We start from the raw sequence: 19,753 nt of genomic DNA on the forward strand, positions 1-19,753 counted from the left end.
GCGGACTGAACTTCAACCTGACATCCTATCTTGGCTTCGCTACCATGGAAGGAGGTAAATATTACAACGACAAATTTGTTGGTGCGTATCTTACGCATAAACTGCCTTGGTATTTTAAAAGCTTTGGAAAAAATGTATCAAGTTTTGATTTTATCTACAGAGGAACCATTGGGGATATGAAAAATAAAGAATTTCACCAGTTTGAATTTGAAAAGCTTGATCATTTATATAATGAATTAGGTTTGGAATGGAATAACTTTCTTTCATCACAATTCAACTTAGGATTTTTCTACAGAGTTGGTCATTACAACACTCCGAGATTTAAAGATAATTTCGCCATTCAGTTTAAGCTGAAATTATTAGGATTCTAAAGATTAGTAATCAATCGTCGGCAATCAATAATAAAAACCCGGAGCAATATATTTTGTTTCGGGTTTTTTATGTAAAATACTTTCAAAATCATTTTTTACGTTCAAGCAGAAAAGATTTTAATTAATTATATTTATCCTTCAAATCTGAAAAACCGGACGCAGAAATAGAGATTAGAAAGCAGTTTTTCAGTACATACAATAATTAAGTAAAATAAATTAATGAAAAAACAAACCTTATTTTCTGTCATAGGATTTCTCGTTTTTATTTTTGGGAATGCGCAGAATTATAAAAAACCGTTGGTATCGGCGATAACAGAAACGGATCTTAAAAAAGATATGTACGAAATGGCTGCAGATCAGTTTTGGGGAAGAGAAGCCGGCACATTAGACGAGCTCAAAGTTTCAATGTGGCTGGCTGACAAAGCCAAAGAAGCAGGGATGAAACCTGCAGGAGACAACGGGACTTTCTTTCAGTATTTTGATATGTACAGACATCAGATTATTCCGCAGAGCAGTCTGAAAATCGGAGAGACGCAACTTAAACTGTGGAAAGATTTTCTCGTTGCAGAGCCTGTGAACGTAAATATTGATGCTGAAATTATGTATGCCGGGACTACCGAACCTGAAAACCTGTCCAAATTAAACGTTAAAGGAAAAATTCTGGCAATCAATGCTTCCGACAAAAATATAGACAGAGAAATGACGCTTTTTGTAAGACGTTATCCCGGATTTGTAAGAACAAAATATTACAACAAAGCTCTTAAACTGGGTGCAAAAGGAATTATTTTTATCACTGACGAAACATCCGATAAAAGCTGGGTTGAGGTTCTGCCACAGATGACCAGAGGTACTTATGGCGTAGAAGGTTTGAGAGAAACAGTTACGAAAAACATTCCTGTTCTGTGGATTAAAAGAGAAAATGCCAATTGGGTGAAAAATAATCCTACAATTTCGCTCAACATTATTACTGAAACCTATAAATATCCTTCCGTCAATGTTATCGGAAAAATAGACGGAACTGATCCTAAATTAAAAGACGAATATGTATTGCTAAGCGGTCATCAGGATCACGACGGAATAAGACATCCTGTAAAAAATGATACAATTTACAATGGCGCTGATGATAATGCAAGTACCTGTGTAGCAATGTTGGCAATGGCAAGAGCGTATAAAAAGCAACCTTCAAAAAGAAGTATTCTGTTTGTATTTCACGGTGCTGAAGAACGCGGATTATTGGGTTCAAGATGGCACGCAGCGCATCCGGTTGTTCCCAAAGAAAAAATTGTTGCTGTTTTGAATGGCGACATGATTGGAAGAAATGAAAATAATGAAGCAGCCTTATTAGGAGGAAATGCACCTCACAAAAACTCTGAAGAACTGGTGAAAATGGCTGAAGATGCCAATAACGAAAGCACAAAATTCACTTACCTCAAAGACTGGGATTCGCCGAACCACGCAGAATATTTTTATTTCAGAAGTGATCATCTTCCGTATGCAAAAGCGGGAATTCCGGCCATATTTTTCACAAGTGTTCTGCATGACCAGTATCACACACCGCAGGATGAATCTGAGAATATCAATTATAAAAAACTCTACAAAATGACGGAATGGATGTACAGAACTTCATGGAAAGTTGCCAACGAAGCTGAACGTCCGAAGGTAATATCCAACTTTACTTTGGAGCGGTAGATTTAGATTTATTGCAAACTAAAAATCGCGCATTCTTGGCTATTAAAAATTTTCAGCCACGAATGCACGATTTTTTTTTATGCAGCATTGCTTTTAATTAATTCAATCTTAAAAATTCATCAACCGTCTTCTTCGCTTCAGCTACATCATGAACTCTGAGAATTTTTGCACCCTGGCGCAGAACTTTCAAATGGAGTTTCTGCGTTTCCTCGTTAATATCCAAAGCAGATTTTCCCAAGGGCTTATAAATAAATGATTTTCTCGAAATCCCAATCAATAACGGAAAACTTCCAAAACCAAAAAATTCGACTTCACCGATCATTTTCATCTGATCTTCCACAGTTTTCCCAAATCCAAAACCGGGATCAAGAATGATATCTTTAATTCCCTTTTTCAACAATTCATCAGTCTTCCTTGAAAAATATTGATTGACCGTTAACGTAATATCTGTGAAACCTGTCTTCTCATGCATCGTTTGGTAAGATGGATTGACATGCATTAGAATATAAGGAAGATTGGTTTCCGCCACCGCATCAAGCATATTAACATCAAACTGTCCGCCTGAAATGTCATTGACGAGATCAATTCCTTCATTAAAACCAAACTTTACTGTTTCGGCATAAAAAGTGTCTAGCGAAATTAAAGCATCGGGAAATTCTTTTTTAACCAAAGAAATTACGTTTCCTATTCTCTTAATTTCCTCCAGACTGCTTAGAAATTCCGCATTCGGTCTTGTAGACTGTGGACCGATGTCGATCATTGACGCTCCATCTTTCAACATTTTTTCAGCCTGCTGCAGTGCAGATTTTTCAGTGTTGAATTTTCCACCATCCGAAAAAGAGTCCGGTGTAAGATTAAGAATCCCCATCACCTGTGGGACATTTAAATCAACCAGCCTTCCGTTACAGTTGATGGAATGGAAGTTCTGGGAACTGTGGAAAGGCGAAAGAATTACATTATTTGCAGACATCCGGATAGATTGAATTTATTTTCGCAAAATTAAACTAAAACTTCAGAAAATTTTAATTGAAATGACATTTAGAATCACAAAAATCAAAATCATCGATCTCTACTCACCAACACTCCGACTCTCAAAACCTCAAACTCTCAAACGTTCCAGCACTCCACCGCAAAAACTCTCCCACTCCTCAAACCTGCCAAAACACAAAATTTCGTATATTTGAAAGATTAAGAAAATATATGTCAAAAACTTCAGAACAGTTCGGGAAAATCATTGGCGAATGCCGTGATCTCTTCAGCAAAAAACTACAGGATTACGGTGCTGCTTGGAGAGTTTTGAGACCGAGCTCCATTACCGATCAGATTTATATTAAAGTCAACAGAATCCGTACGTTACAGATGACCGATGTGAAAATGATTGACGAAAGTGAGGAGGGCGAATTCATCGCTGTGGTCAACTACTCTATCATCGGTTTGATTCAATTAGAAAAAGGTTTTTCAAATGATTTTAATGAAAATAAAGATGAAATTTTAAGTCTTTATGACCAATATGCTCGTGAAGCTCAGGCTTTAATGGAAAGAAAAAACCACGACTACGGTGAAGCGTGGAGAGACATGAGAATTTCTTCAATTACTGATTTAATTTACCAAAAAGTTTTAAGAACGAAACAAATTGAAGATAATCAAGGCGTTACCATTGTTTCTGAAGGTCTGGATGCCAATTATTTTGACATGCTAAATTACGCCGTGTTTTGTCTGATTAAATTTTCTGAGAAAGAAAACAATGTAGAACATCAAATTATATAATATGATTAAAGGTATATTACGTTTCATCGTCGCAATTATCTTCATCCTCTCAGGATTTGTGAAAGCAGTCGATTTGGTCGGATTCTCATTTAAAATGGAAGAATATTTTGAGCCTTCTGTATTTGATATGCCGTTTCTGGTGAAATTTGCATTGCTCTTTTCAGTCATTGTGGTGGTTTTAGAATTGTGGTTAGGTTTTATGCTTTTGCTTAAATTTAAACTGAAATTCACACTTTCTGCATTGATTGCACTGTGTATTTTCTTTGGTTTCCTGACGTTTTATTCCGCTTATTTCAATGTAGTTACTGATTGCGGATGTTTTGGAGATGCGATCAAGTTTACACCTTGGGAAAGCTTTGTGAAAGATATTGTTCTTTTGGTCGGACTTATCATTCTGTTCGTATTGTACAGAAAAGAATGGAACAAAAAAGATGATTATTCCAGTTCAGCAAAACCTAAAAACAACAAATTATTTTCAATCGCTTTCGGAATTTTTTCCGGCATTATGATTTTCGTTATGGCCCAGGGACTCATCAACGAACCGATTATTGATTTCCGTGACTATAAAATCGGGACAGATCTGAAAGCTGAAAAAGTAAAAATTAAGAAAAATCCTTTTGAATATAAAACGTTTTACTCTTTAAAAAATTCTAAAACCGGAGAAGCTGTAAAAATCAATCAGGATGATTACATCAACCAGACAAAGTACTGGGAAGAAGGCTCACCCTGGAAGATTGAAGAAGATAAAAACGAGTCAAAACTGGTGAAAGAAGGTTACAAATCTGAGATTGGGAAATTTAAGATTGAAGATCCTACTGGAGTTGATTTAACAGAGGAAATCATCAATGCTCCAAAAGCTATTCTGGTTTTTTCTTATCATCCACAGGATGTTTCGGCTGAATTATTACAGAAAGTAGAAGCTAAAGTAAATACTGACAAAACAGCAGTTGTTTATGGAATTTCTACCATTCCAACGACTTTTAAAACCATAAAAAATGCAATGATGGACGGTACTGCAATCAAAACCATCGCAAGAAGCAATCCTTTTGTATTAACTCTGCAGAACGGAAAAATTGTAGATAAGCAGCCTGCAAAAAACTATGTTGATTAGTTAAATTGCAATGAGTTGAAATTTTCTTTTACCTAAACCGTAAAGCTGGAAAATTTCATTAAAAAATTAAAATAAGAATTTTAAACTTTAATATTATTAAATGCAAAAATCAAATAAATCAATCGCCGGATACCACTTACTGATGATTCTCTCATCTGTAGACGGCGAATTTGCACCGGAAGAAGGAATGCTTGTACAGCAATATCTGGCAGACGAATTTCCTTTTAAAATGAATTTAGACAACGAACTGGATACCATCGCATTGCTACAGCCCGAAGAATGGAAAGATCATTTTGAATTTCACGGACGCTGTTTCTTAGAAGATTCAACAGAGGCAGAGCGTCTGAGCTTTATTCAGTTTGCTAAAACATTGATCAAAGCTGATGATGTGGTGACTGATGAGGAACATACGTTCTATGTACTTTTGAAAAATCTTTGGAATATTAAATAATAAACTAAACAGTAGAGATGAGTTAAGAATTATTTAAACTCATTTCTAACTTCTTTAAAAAATCAAACTATGAGAAGAAAAATAGTTGCAGGAAACTGGAAAATGAACAAAAATGTAATTGATGCTCAACAATTGATGATTCAGTTACTTAGTTATAAAAATGACAACAAAACAAACTGTGAAGTTTGGATTGCTCCTCCATCTTTATATTTAATGATGGCAAAAGACATCTTTGAAAAAGACGAAATCGGAGTTTTTTCTCAGGACATGAGCGAATTTGAAAGTGGTGCTTATACAGGCGAACTTTCTGCAGATATGCTTGAGTCGATTGATGCGACAGGATCTTTAATCGGACATTCTGAAAGAAGACAGTATCACGGTGAGAATGACGAAAGCTGCAATAAAAAAGTAAAACTGGCTTTGGACAAAGGTTTAATTCCTGTTTACTGTAATGGTGAAACGCTGGAGCAGAGAAAAGCAGGACAACATTTGGATGTTGTAAAAACTCAGACTGAAACAGCACTTTTCACCCTTTCTGCCGAAGAAATTAAGAAAGTGGTGATCGCTTACGAACCGGTTTGGGCGATCGGAACAGGCGAAACGGCCAGTCCGGCACAGGCACAGGAAATTCACGCTCACATCAGAGGAATTATCGCTGAAAAGTATGGACAGGAAGTTGCTGACGAAGTATCAATTCTTTACGGCGGATCTGTAAAACCTGATAACGCAAAAGAAATTTTCTCACAACCAGATATCGATGGTGGACTGATCGGCGGTGCTGCTCTGAAATTGGAGGATTTTTCTAAAATTATTGAGGGTTTTAATTAATTTGAAAATTTGTCAATAAGCTAATTTGAAAATAAAAAAGGGACGTAATATAAAATTACATCCCTTTTTTAATTTCCGGCTAATTTTCAAAGTAACACATCTTCAAATTAGCAATGATACTTCTATTTTTCTTTCTTAGCTCTCTGTAAAACTTCGTCTACCATTCCGAAATCTTTCGCTTCAGTAGAAGTCATCCAGTAATCTCTGTCAGATGCTTTTTCTACCCATTCGTAAGTTTGTCCTGAATGCTCAGAAATAATGTCATACAACTCTTTTTTCAACTTCAACATCTCTCTCAAGTTGATCTCCATATCAGATGCAACACCCTGTGCACCTCCAGAAGGTTGGTGAATCATCACTCTAGAGTGCTTCAATGCAGAACGTTTACCTTTTTCACCTGCCACCAATAAAACTGCTCCCATAGAAGCTGCAATACCTGTACAGATTGTTGCTACGTCCGGCTTGATGATCTGCATTGTGTCATAAATTCCTAAACCTGCATAAACACTTCCTCCAGGAGAGTTGATATAGATTTGAATATCTTTTGAAGGATCTGCACTTTCTAAGAACAAAAGCTGCGCAGTTACAATATTTGCAACCTGATCGTCGATCCCTGTTCCCAAAAAGATAATTCTATCCATCATTAAACGAGAAAAAACGTCCATTTGTGCAACGTTTAATCTTCTTTCTTCCATGATATACGGAGTAAGGTTGGTTGGCCCATACATTCCCATATACTGATCGGTTACCAAACCGCTGTTTCCTAAATGTTTTACAGAGAAATCTCTGAATTCTTTTTTAATGTCCATATTTCTATTGGTATATTTTTAAATTTAATTAAGATGTAATTTACAACTTTTATTCCTAAAATTTTATAGGACTTTTTGGCAGGATTAGAGTTTAATATTTAAGATTACTGTTCAACCTCAAGACATTGTTAGTGTTTAATTAATGAGTTTTAAACTATACCTCTGCGCAAATCTGTACTATCAATAGGAAATAATTTCTTACTGCAGATCTCCGTTAAAACCTTCTACCTCTTCACATAAATTCCTTTGATCGGAGAATACCCTAAAATTTCTGACAGCTGCATGGAAGCCTGTTTCAGCAGAGTAATTTTTTTGATGGATTCAAAATATTTAGATTCGTTATCTTTGTTCTGTTCAAGGCTTTCTGTAGTTTCCTTAATTAAATAATCGATGTATCTGAATTTGTGAATTAAAATATCGCCTTCAACCTGCGTATTGATTTTGTCACCATAATTTGGTGGGAAAATATTTCTCGAAGCCCAGTTTTCAAGGTCATTTAATGGCATAATGGCATCCACGACTTTTGAAGTAATGTTTTCATCCATAAATGTGACAAAAAAGTTTCCTTTACGAAGCTCTTCATTGGCAATACCTTCTTTAATGCTGTCGATAATGATTTTGTTTAACTCAACCTGAAATTCGTAATTTTCTTCTTCAAAATGATGAAGAATTTCTTCAATCACCGTGATGTCATATTTTTCATTAGCTTCATTTTCTCTGTGAAGTACCACGTCACCAAAATTAAGCATCAGATTCACCAAATTATTCTCCTGATTTAGCAGATCAAAAATGATTGGATCTACCTGTTCCACGCTATCAGGAACGATTTCCAGTTTTGGCTGGGCATTTTCTTTGGGCTGACTTTTCGGCGCCTGATTTTGGGTAATCTGCTTCTGAATATCAAGTTCATTAAACAGACTCTGTTCAGAAAGTCCGAATTTGGTAGAAACTTCTTTAAGGTAAACCTCTCTTTTTAAGCCATTTTGAACGAAACCGACAGACTTTACAATATTTCTGATCGCTTCCGCTTTTTTTATCGGATCATTTCCTGCTTCCTTTAAAAGAATTTCAGCTTTGAAATCGATGAAATCCATCGCTTCATTTTCGATGAACTTTTCTACGTATTCCTGAGGATGTTTTCTGGCAAACGAATCTGGGTCATCTCCTTCCGGGAAGAGCAAAACACGAATGTTCATCCCTTCTGTCAGCAACATATCGATGCTTCGGAAACTGGCTTTAATTCCGGCATTATCACCATCAAAAAGAATGGTAACATTCTCGGTAAGCCTTTTAATTAGCTTTATTTGCTCGGTCGTAAGTGAAGTTCCGGAGCTCGCCACAACATTTTCAATTCCTGAAAGATGAAGAGAGATTACATCCATATATCCTTCCACCAAAAGACAGATGTTTTTTCTCGAAATCGCCTGCTTGCTTTGGTTTAGACCATATAAAACATTTGATTTGTGGTAAATTTCTGTTTCAGGAGAATTGAGATATTTGGCAGTTTTAATGTTGCTCCGAAGAATTCTCGCTCCGAAACCTAAAACTCTTCCCGAAAAACTGTGGATCGGGAACATCACCCGTTCGCGGAAACGGTCAATTCCTGCAGGAGAATTTTCAGGGAAAATTGAAAGTCCTGATTTCTCTAAAATTTCTTTGGAATATCCTTTCTGTAAAGCAAATTCCGTAAAAGCATTTTTCTTTTCCGGTGAATATCCAAGCTGGAATTTTTTGATGATATCATCTTTCAGTTCACGCTCTCTGAAATATGATAAACCAATGGATCTGCCCTCTTCATTTTCCCACAAAATGTTTTGAAAATATTCATTGGCGATCTCATGAATTTTATAAAGTATATCTCTTTCAGACTGTGCATTTTTCGCTTCCTCAGAAAACTCACGCTGGTCTTCTTCAATTTCAATGGCATATTTTTTGGCAGCATGGCGAAGCGCTTCAGGATAAGTGAAATTTTCAATTTCCATTAAAAAAGAAATTGCAGTTCCTCCCTTTCCTGTCGAGAAATCTTTCCAGATCTGCTTGCTTGGAGACACTACAAAACTTGGCGACTTTTCATCATGAAACGGACTCAAACCTTTAAAGTTAGATCCCGCTCTCTTCAACTGCACATATTCGCCAACAATCTCTTCAACCCTGATTGTGGAAAATATTTTGTCTATCGTCTGCTTGGAAATCATCTTGCAAAAGTAATGAAAATTGAAGTTTCAAGATTCAATTATAATAGTTTGTTGTTATATTTAGAATGTAATATTAGTATTTTTGCATCAAATTATATTCATGGAATTTAATATAAAACAGATTGACGACTGGCAAAAAGTTGTAGAAGAAATTCTTCCTCAGCTGGAACATCCCATTTTACTTTTAAAAGGAAATTTAGGTGCCGGGAAAACTACATTTACGCAGTTTTTACTTAAAAATCTGGGCAGTGAAGACGAGGTGAATTCACCCACCTACTCTATTGTAAATGAATACAGTACCCCCAAGAGAAAAGTTTACCATTTTGATCTCTACCGTCTGAAAAATGTAGATGAAGTATTTGATATCGGCATAGAAGAATATCTGGACAATGCTTTTCTGTGCATTATAGAGTGGCCGGAAGTTTATGAAGAAGAACTGTACGGATTAAAATATCATACCATGAGCATCCACAACAATGGGGAAAGCAGAGAAATCGGTTTCGAATAATCGATTACTTATAGGCATCATCTGATCATGTATCTCAAATTTCAGAATGCTGATTTTAGAATCAATAGCAAGAAGCTAATTGCCAGCAACTACTTATTATGTATCTTTGTTCTAAGAAATCGATTGTATTATTAATTTTCTTTAAGTCATAATTGAATTTAAAATGAGTACCACAAATATTTTTACTCCTTTTTCCGAGGAAGAATTAATGCCGAAGGAGGAAAAGTTGGAAGTTATTAAAAAAGGCAAACAATTCAGTATAGGAATTCCTAAAGAAACTTGTCTCAACGAAAGACGTACTTGTATAACACCCGACGCAGTGCAGGTTTTGGTACAGCATGGTCATGAGATCATTGTAGAATCCGGTGCAGGACAGGGATCTTTTTTTACCGATCTTCAGTACTCAGAATCCGGGGCAATTATTACCAAAGATCCGAAAGAAGCGTTCAGTCAGGATTTGATTTTAAAAATCAATCCGCCTACTGATGAAGAGATTGATTATTTTAAACCTAATACTTATCTTGTTTCTGCTTTACAGATTAATCTCAGAGACAAAGATTATTTCATGAAGCTGGCAGAGAAAAAAGTCAATGCCATTGCTTTTGAATTCATTGCTGATGAGTACAAACAATTGGCTTTGGTAAGATTGATCGGCGAAATTGCAGGAACGGTTTCTATTCTATATGCTTCAGAATTATTAGCTTTATCAAACGGATTGATGCTTGGCGGAATTACAGGAGTAAGACCTACCGAAGTGGTTGTTTTAGGTGCAGGAATTGTTGGGGAATTTGCCACAAAAGCTGCCATCGGTTTGGGAGCGAGTGTAAAAGTTTTTGACAATTCACTTTCAAAGCTGAGAAGACTTCACACATTGGTTGACAGCCGGGTTCCTACTTCAATTATTGACCCAAAAGAATTAAGCAAAAGCTTAAGACGCGCCGATGTAGTTATCGGAGCACTTCCAAGACTGAATATGCAGCCAATTGTTACCGAAGAAATGGTTTGCAAAATGAAAAAAGGCAGCGTCATCATCGATATCGCGATCGACTACGGTAAAGTGGTTGAAACTTCAGAACTGACGACCATGGAAGATCCTTACATCATCAAACACGGCGTTATCCACTGTGGACTTCCGAATCTTACTTCGAAAATGCCTCGTACGACTACAAAAGCAATCTCTAACTTTTTCCTTTCTTATATCTTAAACTACGATGTAGAAGGAGGTTTCGAAAATATGCTGATCCGCAAAAATGAAATGAAACAAAGTCTGTACATGTACAAAGGCAGACACACCAAAAAGGTGATTTGCGACCGTTTCGGACTTACTTATCACGACATTAATCTTTTAATTTTTTAGTGGATATTTTATTCTTCCTATGAAAAAAATCAAATTCTTTTTAATCGGTCTTGTTCCCGGATTGATTATTGTATTTTTTGTTCTTAATAAAAAAGGTGTGAGCTGCAGCGGATATTTACCCAACAGCCGTGTCATCGCCGAAACCTTATCGAAAGATTTTAAATATTCTGAAAGCTTTAAGTCTGAAATGGCAGCTTTAAAAGTAGATGAGAAATTCTTAAAAGACAGCATCATCACAGCTGGAAAAGTAGATTTTGACAGAAGTCATGCTCAGAAAAAAGCTTGTCCGGATTACCTAATTTCTTATCCGAAAGACAATCCCCGCTATGAAGTTACATTCGAAAAATGTGCTGAAGAAGCTCAGTTATTAAGTTTAAAAAAAATTAAATAACCTACTGAGATGGATGGCAACTACTACATGATTCACGATTATCTGATTTTCGTTGGAGTTTTTGCTATTTTCTTTTTCCTCACAGTAAGTATTTATCTATTCAGCCAAAATCAAATTTTCCGCAGGAAAAACACCAAACTTTCTGAAACCAATAAGCTAATTGAACAGCGATTAAACGAAGTTCAGCTGGAGCATATCGGCACGAAACTGAATCCTCATTTGTTTAAAAACATTCTGAATTCAGTACAGTCTCATGCGTATCAAACTTATATGTCGCTGGATAAACTGGCGAATGTTCTGGATTATATTCTATACGAAAGCAACAACAAATTTGTAAGCCCAAAAGAGGAATTCAGCTTTGCATTGAGTTTGATTGAAATTAACAAAATTAAGATCAATCCTCTTTTTGATTTCAGGATTAAATCTAAAATTGATAAGTCAGACGCAGTTTATGAAGAAAAAGTTTTCGCTCCTTTAATCTCAGTGGATTTAATTGAAAACGCATTTAAACATACCGATTTCTTAGCACAGGACTCTTTCATCGCTATTCATCTTGAGCTGGAAAACCGGATGTTCACCATGAAAGTCAGCAACAAAGCTTCACTGAAAAATGTGCTGGAAAAAGAACACAGCGGTTTTGGAAGTCAGTCTTTGGATCAGCGTTTAAAAATGATTTACCATAATTTCTATACTCTGCAGAAAAGTTCAAAAAACGGTATCTTCACAGCAGAATTAACAATCAATCTAGGCGAATTCCATGATAAAATGCGTTATTCTTGATGATGAACTTCTTGCCATAAGTTACCTGAAACTTTTGTGCGAACAGATTGACAATGTAGAAGTTGTAAAAGCTTTTAACGATCCTAAAATTTTCCTGAGCGAAATAAATTCTATCGACTGCAACCTCTGTATTTTAGACATTGAAATGCCGGGAATGACCGGACTTCAGGTAGCAGAATTAATTTCAGATTCAAAAAAAATCATTTTCACAACTGCTTATAAAGAATATGCTGCCGAAGCGTTTGATTTAAATGTCGTCGATTACGTACGGAAACCGATCAAAAAAGAGAGACTGATTCAGGCTTTTGAAAAAGCGGCAGATTTATTCAGTCATCTTCCGCAGAAAGAATCCATCGAATGGAACAGCAATATCGGAAAATCGACTATTTTCACTGAGCAGATCGCTTATATTAAAACCTCAGAAATCGACAGTCGTGATAAGGATATTATCCTGAAAGACGGAACTACGATCGTCCTGAAAAACCTCAATTTCAAATCCCTTTTAGAAATGTTGCCTTCCAAAGATTTTGCGCAGGTGAACAAAAAAGAAATCATTGCTTTATCATCTGTAAAAGTATTGTCTACCAGCGAAATTATCACCACGATTCCCGCTGAGAATGACCATTTTTTAAAATTGCAGATCGGCGAAACCTATAAAAATTCACTAATGGAAAGATTCGGGAAATAGGATTTTTTCAGACTTTTATAATTTCACTACAAAATTCAACCGTTTCATTACATCAGGTTTAAACAATTGTTTAATCAAACTATTTTTGCGTCTGCTTAAATATTTTATAATGAAAAAATTACTATTTGCTTTTGGAATTCTGACCTCTACCTTCTGTTTCTGTCAGGAGAACGAATCAAAAATAAAAGTTTCTCTGTTTGACGGAATTGCTGTTGCAGGATATGTTGACCACGGCGGTTTTATCAATTTTACGGGACCTAATGTTAATTTCAAACACAGAAACACAAAAATGATGATCGGAATGCTTCCTTCGCTGAGAATAAAAGAAGACCATTCCAGTGGAACTAAAAACTCACCGGTTATGCCGACACTTGGAGTTGGTTTTGCGTTGATTTACAGGAAGGTAGCTTTGCAGATCCCATTGTACTATAACACGAAAACATCATCAGAAAATGGTGCCTGGAAAATGGGAATCGGCCTGGGTTACAGCTTCAAATAGGTTTCATTACATTATTCTGTGCATTTGTTACATTTCAAAAAAAACAACTTTTAACATCCGTTTATTCTTTAGAAATTTGCGACCAAATAAAATGATTAATGATTATGGGGAAATATAAAAATATCATCTTTTACATCAGTACCATCGCGTTTTTTTCATGCCTGATGTACTGGTTTTTTATCGAAGGAAAAACATTAGAAATAGGAGAAAATATCGCTCCGAGTAAAGCGACCGGATCTACTATGTGGGAGAATTTTACCGATTCCTTTATGACAAATCTTCATCATCCGTTAGCACTTTTACTGGCACAGATTGTAACAATTATTCTTGTTGCAAAACTATTCGGCTGGATTTGCGTTAAACTAAAACAACCTTCTGTAATCGGTGAAATGATTGCAGGTATCGTTTTAGGGCCATCTCTTTTCGGGCTTTATTTTCCGGAACTTTCAGCGTTTATTTTCCCTAAAGAATCGCTTCCAAACTTACAGTTTTTAAGCCAGATAGGTTTGATCCTTTTCATGTATATCGTTGGAATGGAGCTTGACTTAAGTGTTTTGCGTAAAAAAGCGCATGATGCAGTAGTCATCAGCCATGCGAGTATTATCTTTCCTTTTGCCTTAGGTGTTGGGCTTTCTTATTTCATTTATAAAGAATTTGCACCGGAAGGAATTCAGTTCAGTTCATTCGCCTTATTCATAGCGATTGCGATGAGTATTACCGCTTTTCCGGTATTGGCGAGGATTGTTCAGGAAAGAAATCTTCATAAAACAAAAATTGGAACCGTCGTGATCACCTGCGCTGCAGCCGATGATATAACTGCGTGGTGTATTTTGGCAGCCGTGATTGCCGTTGTGAAAGCAGGATCATTTTCGGGGTCAGTATTTGTAATCTTAATGGCGATACTGTATGTCTTTTTTATGATTAAAGCCGTAAGACCTTTCTTACACCGAATCGCTGAGTCTCAAAAAGGCAAAGGTTTTATCAGCAAACCATTGGTTGCTGTATTTTTCCTGATCTTAATTATTTCATCATATGCAACAGAAGTAATCGGAATTCACGCTCTTTTCGGAGCATTTATGGCAGGAGCCATCATGCCGGAAAATGTAAAATTCAGAAATCTATTTATTGAAAAAATTGAAGATGTTGCCTTGGTTTTACTACTTCCGTTATTCTTTGTCTTCACAGGATTACGCACTCAGATTGGACTTCTGAACGATCCACATCTTTGGAAAATCGGAGGATTCATTATCTTAACGGCCGTTACCGGGAAATTTGTAGGAAGTGCACTGACATCAAAGTTCCTCAAAATGAGCTGGAAAGACAGTCTCACGATTGGAGCATTGATGAATACCCGTGGACTTACAGAACTGATTGTACTGAATATCGGTTATGATCTCGGAGTTTTAGGTCCGGAATTATTCGCAATGCTGGTTATCATGGCATTATTTACCACATTTATGACAGGTCCGTGTTTAGATTTGATCAATTACCTTTTCAAAGGAAAAAAATCAACGATGGATGAAGAAGATCACGACGATAATGACGCAAAATATAAGGTTCTTTTGTCGTTTGATACAGCAGAATCCGGAAGCACATTACTGAGACTGGCAGATAATTTTACTCACAAAATGAACGGAAACAAAAGCGTAACGGCAATGAATATTGCTCCTGTTGACGAGTTGCACGCTTTTGATATTGAAAATTTCGAGAAAGAACAGTTTAAAAATGTGATTGAAACTTCAAACGATTTAGAATTAGAAGTTACAACTCTTTTCAAAGCTTCAACCGATATTGAAAGTGACTTAACAAGCATTTCAAACAAAGGAAATTACGATTTACTTCTAATTATGCTCGGGAAGTCAATGTATGAAGGAAGTTTACTCGGAAGACTTTTAGGTTTTACTACCAAAATAATCAACCCAGAAAAATTACTGAATACCGTAAAAGGAAAAAGTTATATTTTCAACAATTCTCCGTTCGACGACTTTACACTGCAGATTTTAGATAAAACGAATATTCCTGTAGGTGTTTTAGTTGAAAAAGGTTTTACTTCAGCTGAAAAAGTTTTTGTCCCTATTTTCAATTTAAGCGACTTTTATCTGCTTGAATATGCGAAAAGACTGATCAACAACAACAATTCTCAAATTATCATTCTGGATGTTGCTGGACAGATCAGAAGTAATATTGAAGTGAAAGAACTGATCAGAAGTATCGAACAGGTTGCACCAAATCACATCACCCTATACAACGAAAAGAAAATTGAGAAGGAATTTTTGAATTCTCAGGATCTAATGCTGATCAGCAAAAAAAGCTGGCGAGGACTTATCGATTCGAAGAGTGTCTGGCTTTCGGATATTCCTTCAACGTTGATTATCTCGAATCCTTAAATGGCCAATAGTGATTTTTGTTTTACAGGGTAATTTTTTTCTAAAATAAACTGTTATGATGGCCTAACTAACTGACAGCTCACCTACTTTACAAAATTCACTATTCACTTTTAATCTAAATTAAAAAAAATCATTACCTTCGCTTAGTGATTAATAGAAACAGAACATATTATTATAGAATTTTCAGCTCAGATTTGGGATAGAGATTCTTGTTATATAACTTAAAACCTCGTCCTCGGACGGGGTTTTTTATTTTTAAATGTAAAGTAAAATGAAAATAGGTATTATTGGTGTAGGATTGATCGGAGGCTCAATCGCATTAAAATTAAAACAAAAAAAAGCGGTCGATTTCATTTATGGAATTGATAACAATACAGATAACTTAGATGAAGCATTAAGTTTAAAGATCATCGATGAAAAAGCTGATTTTGAATTCGGTATTAAAAACTCAGATTTGATCATCATTGCAATTCCTGTAGATGCAGCTAGAAAAATTCTGCCAAACGTTTTGGATATAATCGACTCTTCACAGACCGTAATGGATGTAGGTTCTACCAAAGCGGGAATTGTAAACTCAGTAAAAGATCATCCCAACCGTTCAAGATTTGTCGCTTTCCACCCGATGTGGGGAACGGAAAATCACGGACCAAAATCAGCCGTTGCGGAAAGTTTCGCAGGCAAAGCCGGAGTGATTTGTGATCGTGAAGATTCCGCAGCAGACGCCTTGCAACTGGTTCAAAATATTGTTGAGAATTTAGATATGCATTTGATTTATATGAACGCTGAAGCGCACGACCTGCATACCGCGTACATTTCTCATATATCTCACATCACCTCGTATGCACTGGCCAATACGGTTTTGGAGAAAGAAAAAGAGGAAGAAACTATTTTTCAGCTGGCGAGTTCAGGTTTTTCAAGTACAGTCCGTCTGGCAAAATCTCATCCCGAAATGTGGGTTCCTATTTTTAAACAGAACAAAGAAAATGTGCTGGATGTTTTGAATGAACATATTTCACAGCTGAGAAAATTCAAATCGGCACTGGAAAAAGAAAATTTTGAGTATTTGGCCGAACTCATCGAAAATGCCAATAAAATACGGGGAATTTTAGATAAATAAATCTTAAATCAAATCAATTAAACTTCTTTCAGGAAGTTTTTTTATGCCATTTTTACATTATTTTTTTTAACTTTATTAAAAATTAATTTAACTTTATTAAAAATATTATTACTTTTACTGAAACATAACTCAAATGAAGTTACCTATTATTTGTCCGAGTTGCGATCACACTCTTCATGTAAGCCAAATGAAATGCCCTGACTGCAAAACTGAAGTCAATGGAAATTATGAGCTGCCTGTACTTCTGAAATTAGCGCGTGACGAGCAGGAATTTATTCTTAATTTTTTTCTTTCCAGCGGGAGCATCAAAGAGATGGCTAAGCAAGCCGAACTCTCCTACCCGACGATGAGAAATAAAATGGATGATCTGATTGAAAAAATAAAAAGATTAAACAGTTGAATTTAAACAATAAATCTTTATGAAAAATATACCTGCGAGAATTGGGTGGGAGTTGATACTTCCTATTTTTCTGATCATTTTATTGCCAATGTCTTTGGAAGCGAAAAACGGAAACTGGGAAATATTATTGGTACCCTGTGGAATCTTTGCACTGATAATCCTAATGATGTTCACCATTCGATACAGGATTGATGCAGAGTTTTTATATGTGAAAAATTCGATTTTCGGAACCACAAAAATTAAAGTCAATGACATCTACAAAATAGAAAAAACCGGAAACTTAATTTCTTCACCAGCTCCCAGCATCATCGGACGGGTAGAAATATATTTCACAAAAGGTAGCATCATTATTTCACCAAAAAATTTTGATGACTTTGAAAATGATTTGCTTAAAATAAATCCAAATATTACTATAAAAAAAAAACATGAACTGGAAAACTATTTTTAATCCCTTTTTAAGATTTGATGATAAGACTTTGCTTTTTGCAGGCCTTACTTCTGTAACCGTTGTTTTTATAATAGCGTATTTTTTCGGCTACCAGACAGACAGTTTATTCCATTTTAGATTTATCAGTCCCGAAGACGCTTTATGGAAGATCATTTTAGAAACCTCAGCTATTTACGCTTTAAACATCGCAGTGTTTTATATTTTCGGGAAAATTATCAATAAAAGAACCAGACTGATTGATATTATAAATCCCATTTTCATATCACAAATCACTGTTATCTTTCTTTTGTTTCTGTCCGAAATTCCGCTGATAAAAAATGCTCACATACAAATTATTGATTCTGTGGGAAAACAGTCGTATGAAATAGATCCAATCACACTTCTCATCATTACCATAAATTCATTTATTTCATTAGCCATCTCCGCTTATGGATTTGCGATACTCTACAATGGTTTTAAAACCGCTACGAATTTGAAAAACTGGCGACACATCGTGATCTTTGTCATCTTGCTGATTACCATGATGCTAACTCTGCAACTTATATAACTGAAAATATGAAAAATAAATTTTTACTTTTCCTTAGCTTACTTCTTTTTAACTCAGTTTTTTCTCAGCAAATTGTTGGTTCATGGATGGGAGAACTGGAAATCCAAGGCACCAAACTACCATTAATAATCAATGTAAAGCATGAAAACAATGTTTACAGTGCAACTTTAGACAGTCCGTTACAAGGTGCTGCAGGAATTCCGATTGATAAAACAACGTTTGTGAATAATGAATTGAGTTTTGAAAATGCAGCGATGAATGCTAAATTTAAAGGAACACTGAAAGATTCTGAAATCATTGGTACGTTCAGTCAAAACGGTATGGTTTTACCTTTGACTCTAAAGCCGTTTGACAAATCAAAAAATAAAGACAAAAATCTTGAGATATTAAAACTTTCAAATCTTGCTGAAAGTTTGGTTAAGATTGAAGATTTCCTTTTTTATCTTGAAAAAAATAATCTGGAAGCTGGAGAGATATCTATTTTTAAGGACGGAAAAGAAATATACAAGAGAAATTTTGGTGAAAAAAATCTACCTGATTACAGAAGCACGAATAATACCTATCAAATTGGATCTATCACCAAGACCATGACGGCAATTATGATATTTAAACTGATTGAGAACAATCAATTGAATCTGACGGATAAACTCTCTAAATATTTTCCGCAAATTCCAAATTCAGAAAATATTACAATTTCACAGATGCTTAATCACAGTGCAGGACTTGGCGATTATGTGCAGGTAAAGGATCAACCGAAATGGCTTATAAAAAAAGCTACTGAGCAGCAGATTTTCAACAGAATTATTGAACAGGGTTCGCTATTTGAACCAGGTTCTACCCAACAGTATTCCAATTCAGGATATTATTTACTGACTAAAATACTGGAGAAAATCACCAAAAAATCTTATGCAGAAAATTTAGATCAGTATATTATAAAGCCTTTGAAGCTGGAGCAATTTTATACAGCGAACAAAAAACCGAGCAATGTTTACAAATCTTTTGCCTTCGATAAAAAATGGATTCCCATTACTGATTTTGACTTTAACAGTATTGTAGGTGTCGGTGATATTGCGACTACACCTTACAATCTGAACATTATCATCAATGCAATTTTTGACCGCAAAATCATTTCGGAAACGTCATTACAAGCAATGATGCCTGATGAAAAAAGATTTGGAAAGGGCTTGGCAATTGTACCTTTTCACAATAAAATTTTTGTCGGTCACAGTGGCGGAACTTATGGTACAAACTCTTTGATGATCTACAATGGCGAAGACGATATTTCAATCTCCTACTCTCTTAATGCAGATCGAATCGGTATTGCCGGAAACGATTTTGCCATTGCAATTTTTAGCTTTCTGTATGGTGCGGATTATGAATTTCCAAAAGCTCAATAGATAAATTTATCTA

General features: G+C 35.6%; 20 protein-coding genes and 1 pseudogene. 18 read left to right on the top strand and 3 right to left on the bottom strand.

The window, feature by feature from the left end:
* Positions 1–371: pseudogene (locus OMO38_RS17415) on the top strand (hypothetical protein); the annotation flags it as partial.
* Positions 372–590: 219 nt separating this feature from the next.
* Positions 591–2,060, top strand: a complete 1,470-nt coding sequence (locus tag OMO38_RS17420; protein WP_264751463.1) for a M20/M25/M40 family metallo-hydrolase — start codon at positions 591–593, stop codon at positions 2,058–2,060.
* A gap of 97 nt (positions 2,061–2,157) precedes the next feature.
* Here the strand turns inward: OMO38_RS17420 and folP are convergent, their stop codons facing one another.
* Positions 2,158–3,030 (bottom strand): dihydropteroate synthase, encoded by an 873-nt coding sequence (gene folP, locus OMO38_RS17425; protein WP_406567335.1) that lies wholly within the window; start codon positions 3,028–3,030, stop codon positions 2,158–2,160.
* A gap of 230 nt (positions 3,031–3,260) precedes the next feature.
* Between folP and OMO38_RS17430 the strand changes: the two genes are divergently transcribed.
* The 4 genes from OMO38_RS17430 to tpiA all read left to right on the top strand — a co-directional run bounded on the left by OMO38_RS17430 (position 3,261) and on the right by tpiA (position 6,217).
* Positions 3,261–3,827: a DUF1599 domain-containing protein gene (locus OMO38_RS17430; RefSeq protein WP_264751464.1), complete on the top strand. Its 567-nt coding sequence runs from the start codon at positions 3,261–3,263 to the stop codon at positions 3,825–3,827.
* Between the two features lies 1 nt (position 3,828).
* A complete protein-coding gene (locus tag OMO38_RS17435; protein ID WP_264751465.1) occupies positions 3,829–4,938 on the top strand; it encodes a BT_3928 family protein in 1,110 nt (369 codons plus the stop codon).
* A 100-nt stretch (positions 4,939–5,038) separates the two neighbouring features.
* A complete protein-coding gene (locus tag OMO38_RS17440; protein WP_264751466.1) occupies positions 5,039–5,389 on the top strand; it encodes a tellurite resistance TerB family protein in 351 nt (116 codons plus the stop codon).
* A gap of 69 nt (positions 5,390–5,458) precedes the next feature.
* Positions 5,459–6,217, top strand: a complete 759-nt coding sequence (gene tpiA, locus OMO38_RS17445) for a triose-phosphate isomerase (RefSeq protein WP_264751467.1) — start codon at positions 5,459–5,461, stop codon at positions 6,215–6,217.
* A 122-nt stretch (positions 6,218–6,339) separates the two neighbouring features.
* Here the strand turns inward: tpiA and clpP are convergent, their stop codons facing one another.
* Positions 6,340–7,026: an ATP-dependent Clp endopeptidase proteolytic subunit ClpP gene (gene clpP, locus OMO38_RS17450; RefSeq protein WP_264751468.1), complete on the bottom strand. Its 687-nt coding sequence runs from the start codon at positions 7,024–7,026 to the stop codon at positions 6,340–6,342.
* Positions 7,027–7,250: 224 nt separating this feature from the next.
* A complete protein-coding gene (gene dnaG / locus OMO38_RS17455) occupies positions 7,251–9,221 on the bottom strand; it encodes a DNA primase (protein ID WP_264751469.1) in 1,971 nt (656 codons plus the stop codon).
* A gap of 100 nt (positions 9,222–9,321) precedes the next feature.
* Between dnaG and tsaE the strand changes: the two genes are divergently transcribed.
* The 12 genes from tsaE (at position 9,322) to OMO38_RS17515 (ending at position 19,740) form a co-directional block, all read left to right on the top strand.
* Entirely contained in the window at positions 9,322–9,729 is a 408-nt protein-coding gene (tsaE, locus tag OMO38_RS17460) for a tRNA (adenosine(37)-N6)-threonylcarbamoyltransferase complex ATPase subunit type 1 TsaE (RefSeq protein WP_264751470.1), read from the top strand.
* Between the two features lie 163 nt (positions 9,730–9,892).
* Positions 9,893–11,086, top strand: coding sequence for an alanine dehydrogenase (locus tag OMO38_RS17465; RefSeq protein ID WP_264751471.1), 1,194 nt, complete (start codon positions 9,893–9,895; stop codon positions 11,084–11,086).
* A gap of 19 nt (positions 11,087–11,105) precedes the next feature.
* Complete coding sequence (locus OMO38_RS17470; protein ID WP_264751472.1) at positions 11,106–11,477, top strand: hypothetical protein; 372 nt, start codon at positions 11,106–11,108, stop codon at positions 11,475–11,477.
* A gap of 9 nt (positions 11,478–11,486) precedes the next feature.
* On the top strand, positions 11,487–12,257 hold the full coding sequence (locus OMO38_RS17475) for a histidine kinase (RefSeq protein ID WP_264751473.1): 771 nt from the start codon (positions 11,487–11,489) through the stop codon (positions 12,255–12,257).
* A complete protein-coding gene (locus tag OMO38_RS17480) occupies positions 12,235–12,945 on the top strand; it encodes a LytR/AlgR family response regulator transcription factor (RefSeq protein WP_264751474.1) in 711 nt (236 codons plus the stop codon). Before OMO38_RS17475 ends, OMO38_RS17480 begins: the two co-directional genes overlap by 23 nt.
* Before the next feature lie 109 nt (positions 12,946–13,054).
* Complete coding sequence (locus tag OMO38_RS17485) at positions 13,055–13,444, top strand: hypothetical protein (protein ID WP_264751475.1); 390 nt, start codon at positions 13,055–13,057, stop codon at positions 13,442–13,444.
* A 104-nt stretch (positions 13,445–13,548) separates the two neighbouring features.
* A complete protein-coding gene (locus tag OMO38_RS17490; RefSeq protein ID WP_264751476.1) occupies positions 13,549–15,831 on the top strand; it encodes a cation:proton antiporter in 2,283 nt (760 codons plus the stop codon).
* A 271-nt stretch (positions 15,832–16,102) separates the two neighbouring features.
* Positions 16,103–16,948 carry a prephenate dehydrogenase gene (locus OMO38_RS17495; RefSeq protein ID WP_264751477.1) on the top strand — a complete coding sequence of 282 codons (846 nt, stop codon included), beginning with the start codon at positions 16,103–16,105 and terminating at the stop codon, positions 16,946–16,948.
* A 133-nt stretch (positions 16,949–17,081) separates the two neighbouring features.
* Positions 17,082–17,348 carry a DUF2089 domain-containing protein gene (locus tag OMO38_RS17500; RefSeq protein WP_264751478.1) on the top strand — a complete coding sequence of 89 codons (267 nt, stop codon included), beginning with the start codon at positions 17,082–17,084 and terminating at the stop codon, positions 17,346–17,348.
* A 19-nt stretch (positions 17,349–17,367) separates the two neighbouring features.
* Positions 17,368–17,796 (top strand): PH domain-containing protein, encoded by a 429-nt coding sequence (locus OMO38_RS17505; protein ID WP_264751479.1) that lies wholly within the window; start codon positions 17,368–17,370, stop codon positions 17,794–17,796.
* On the top strand, positions 17,774–18,343 hold the full coding sequence (locus OMO38_RS17510) for a hypothetical protein (RefSeq protein WP_264751480.1): 570 nt from the start codon (positions 17,774–17,776) through the stop codon (positions 18,341–18,343). Before OMO38_RS17505 ends, OMO38_RS17510 begins: the two co-directional genes overlap by 23 nt.
* Positions 18,344–18,351: 8 nt before the next feature.
* Positions 18,352–19,740 (top strand): serine hydrolase domain-containing protein, encoded by a 1,389-nt coding sequence (locus OMO38_RS17515; protein WP_264751481.1) that lies wholly within the window; start codon positions 18,352–18,354, stop codon positions 19,738–19,740.
* The last annotated feature ends 13 nt before the right edge of the window (positions 19,741–19,753 follow it).

Source organism: Chryseobacterium kimseyorum, from assembly GCF_025971945.1.
Lineage (GTDB): Bacteria > Bacteroidota > Bacteroidia > Flavobacteriales > Weeksellaceae > Chryseobacterium > Chryseobacterium kimseyorum.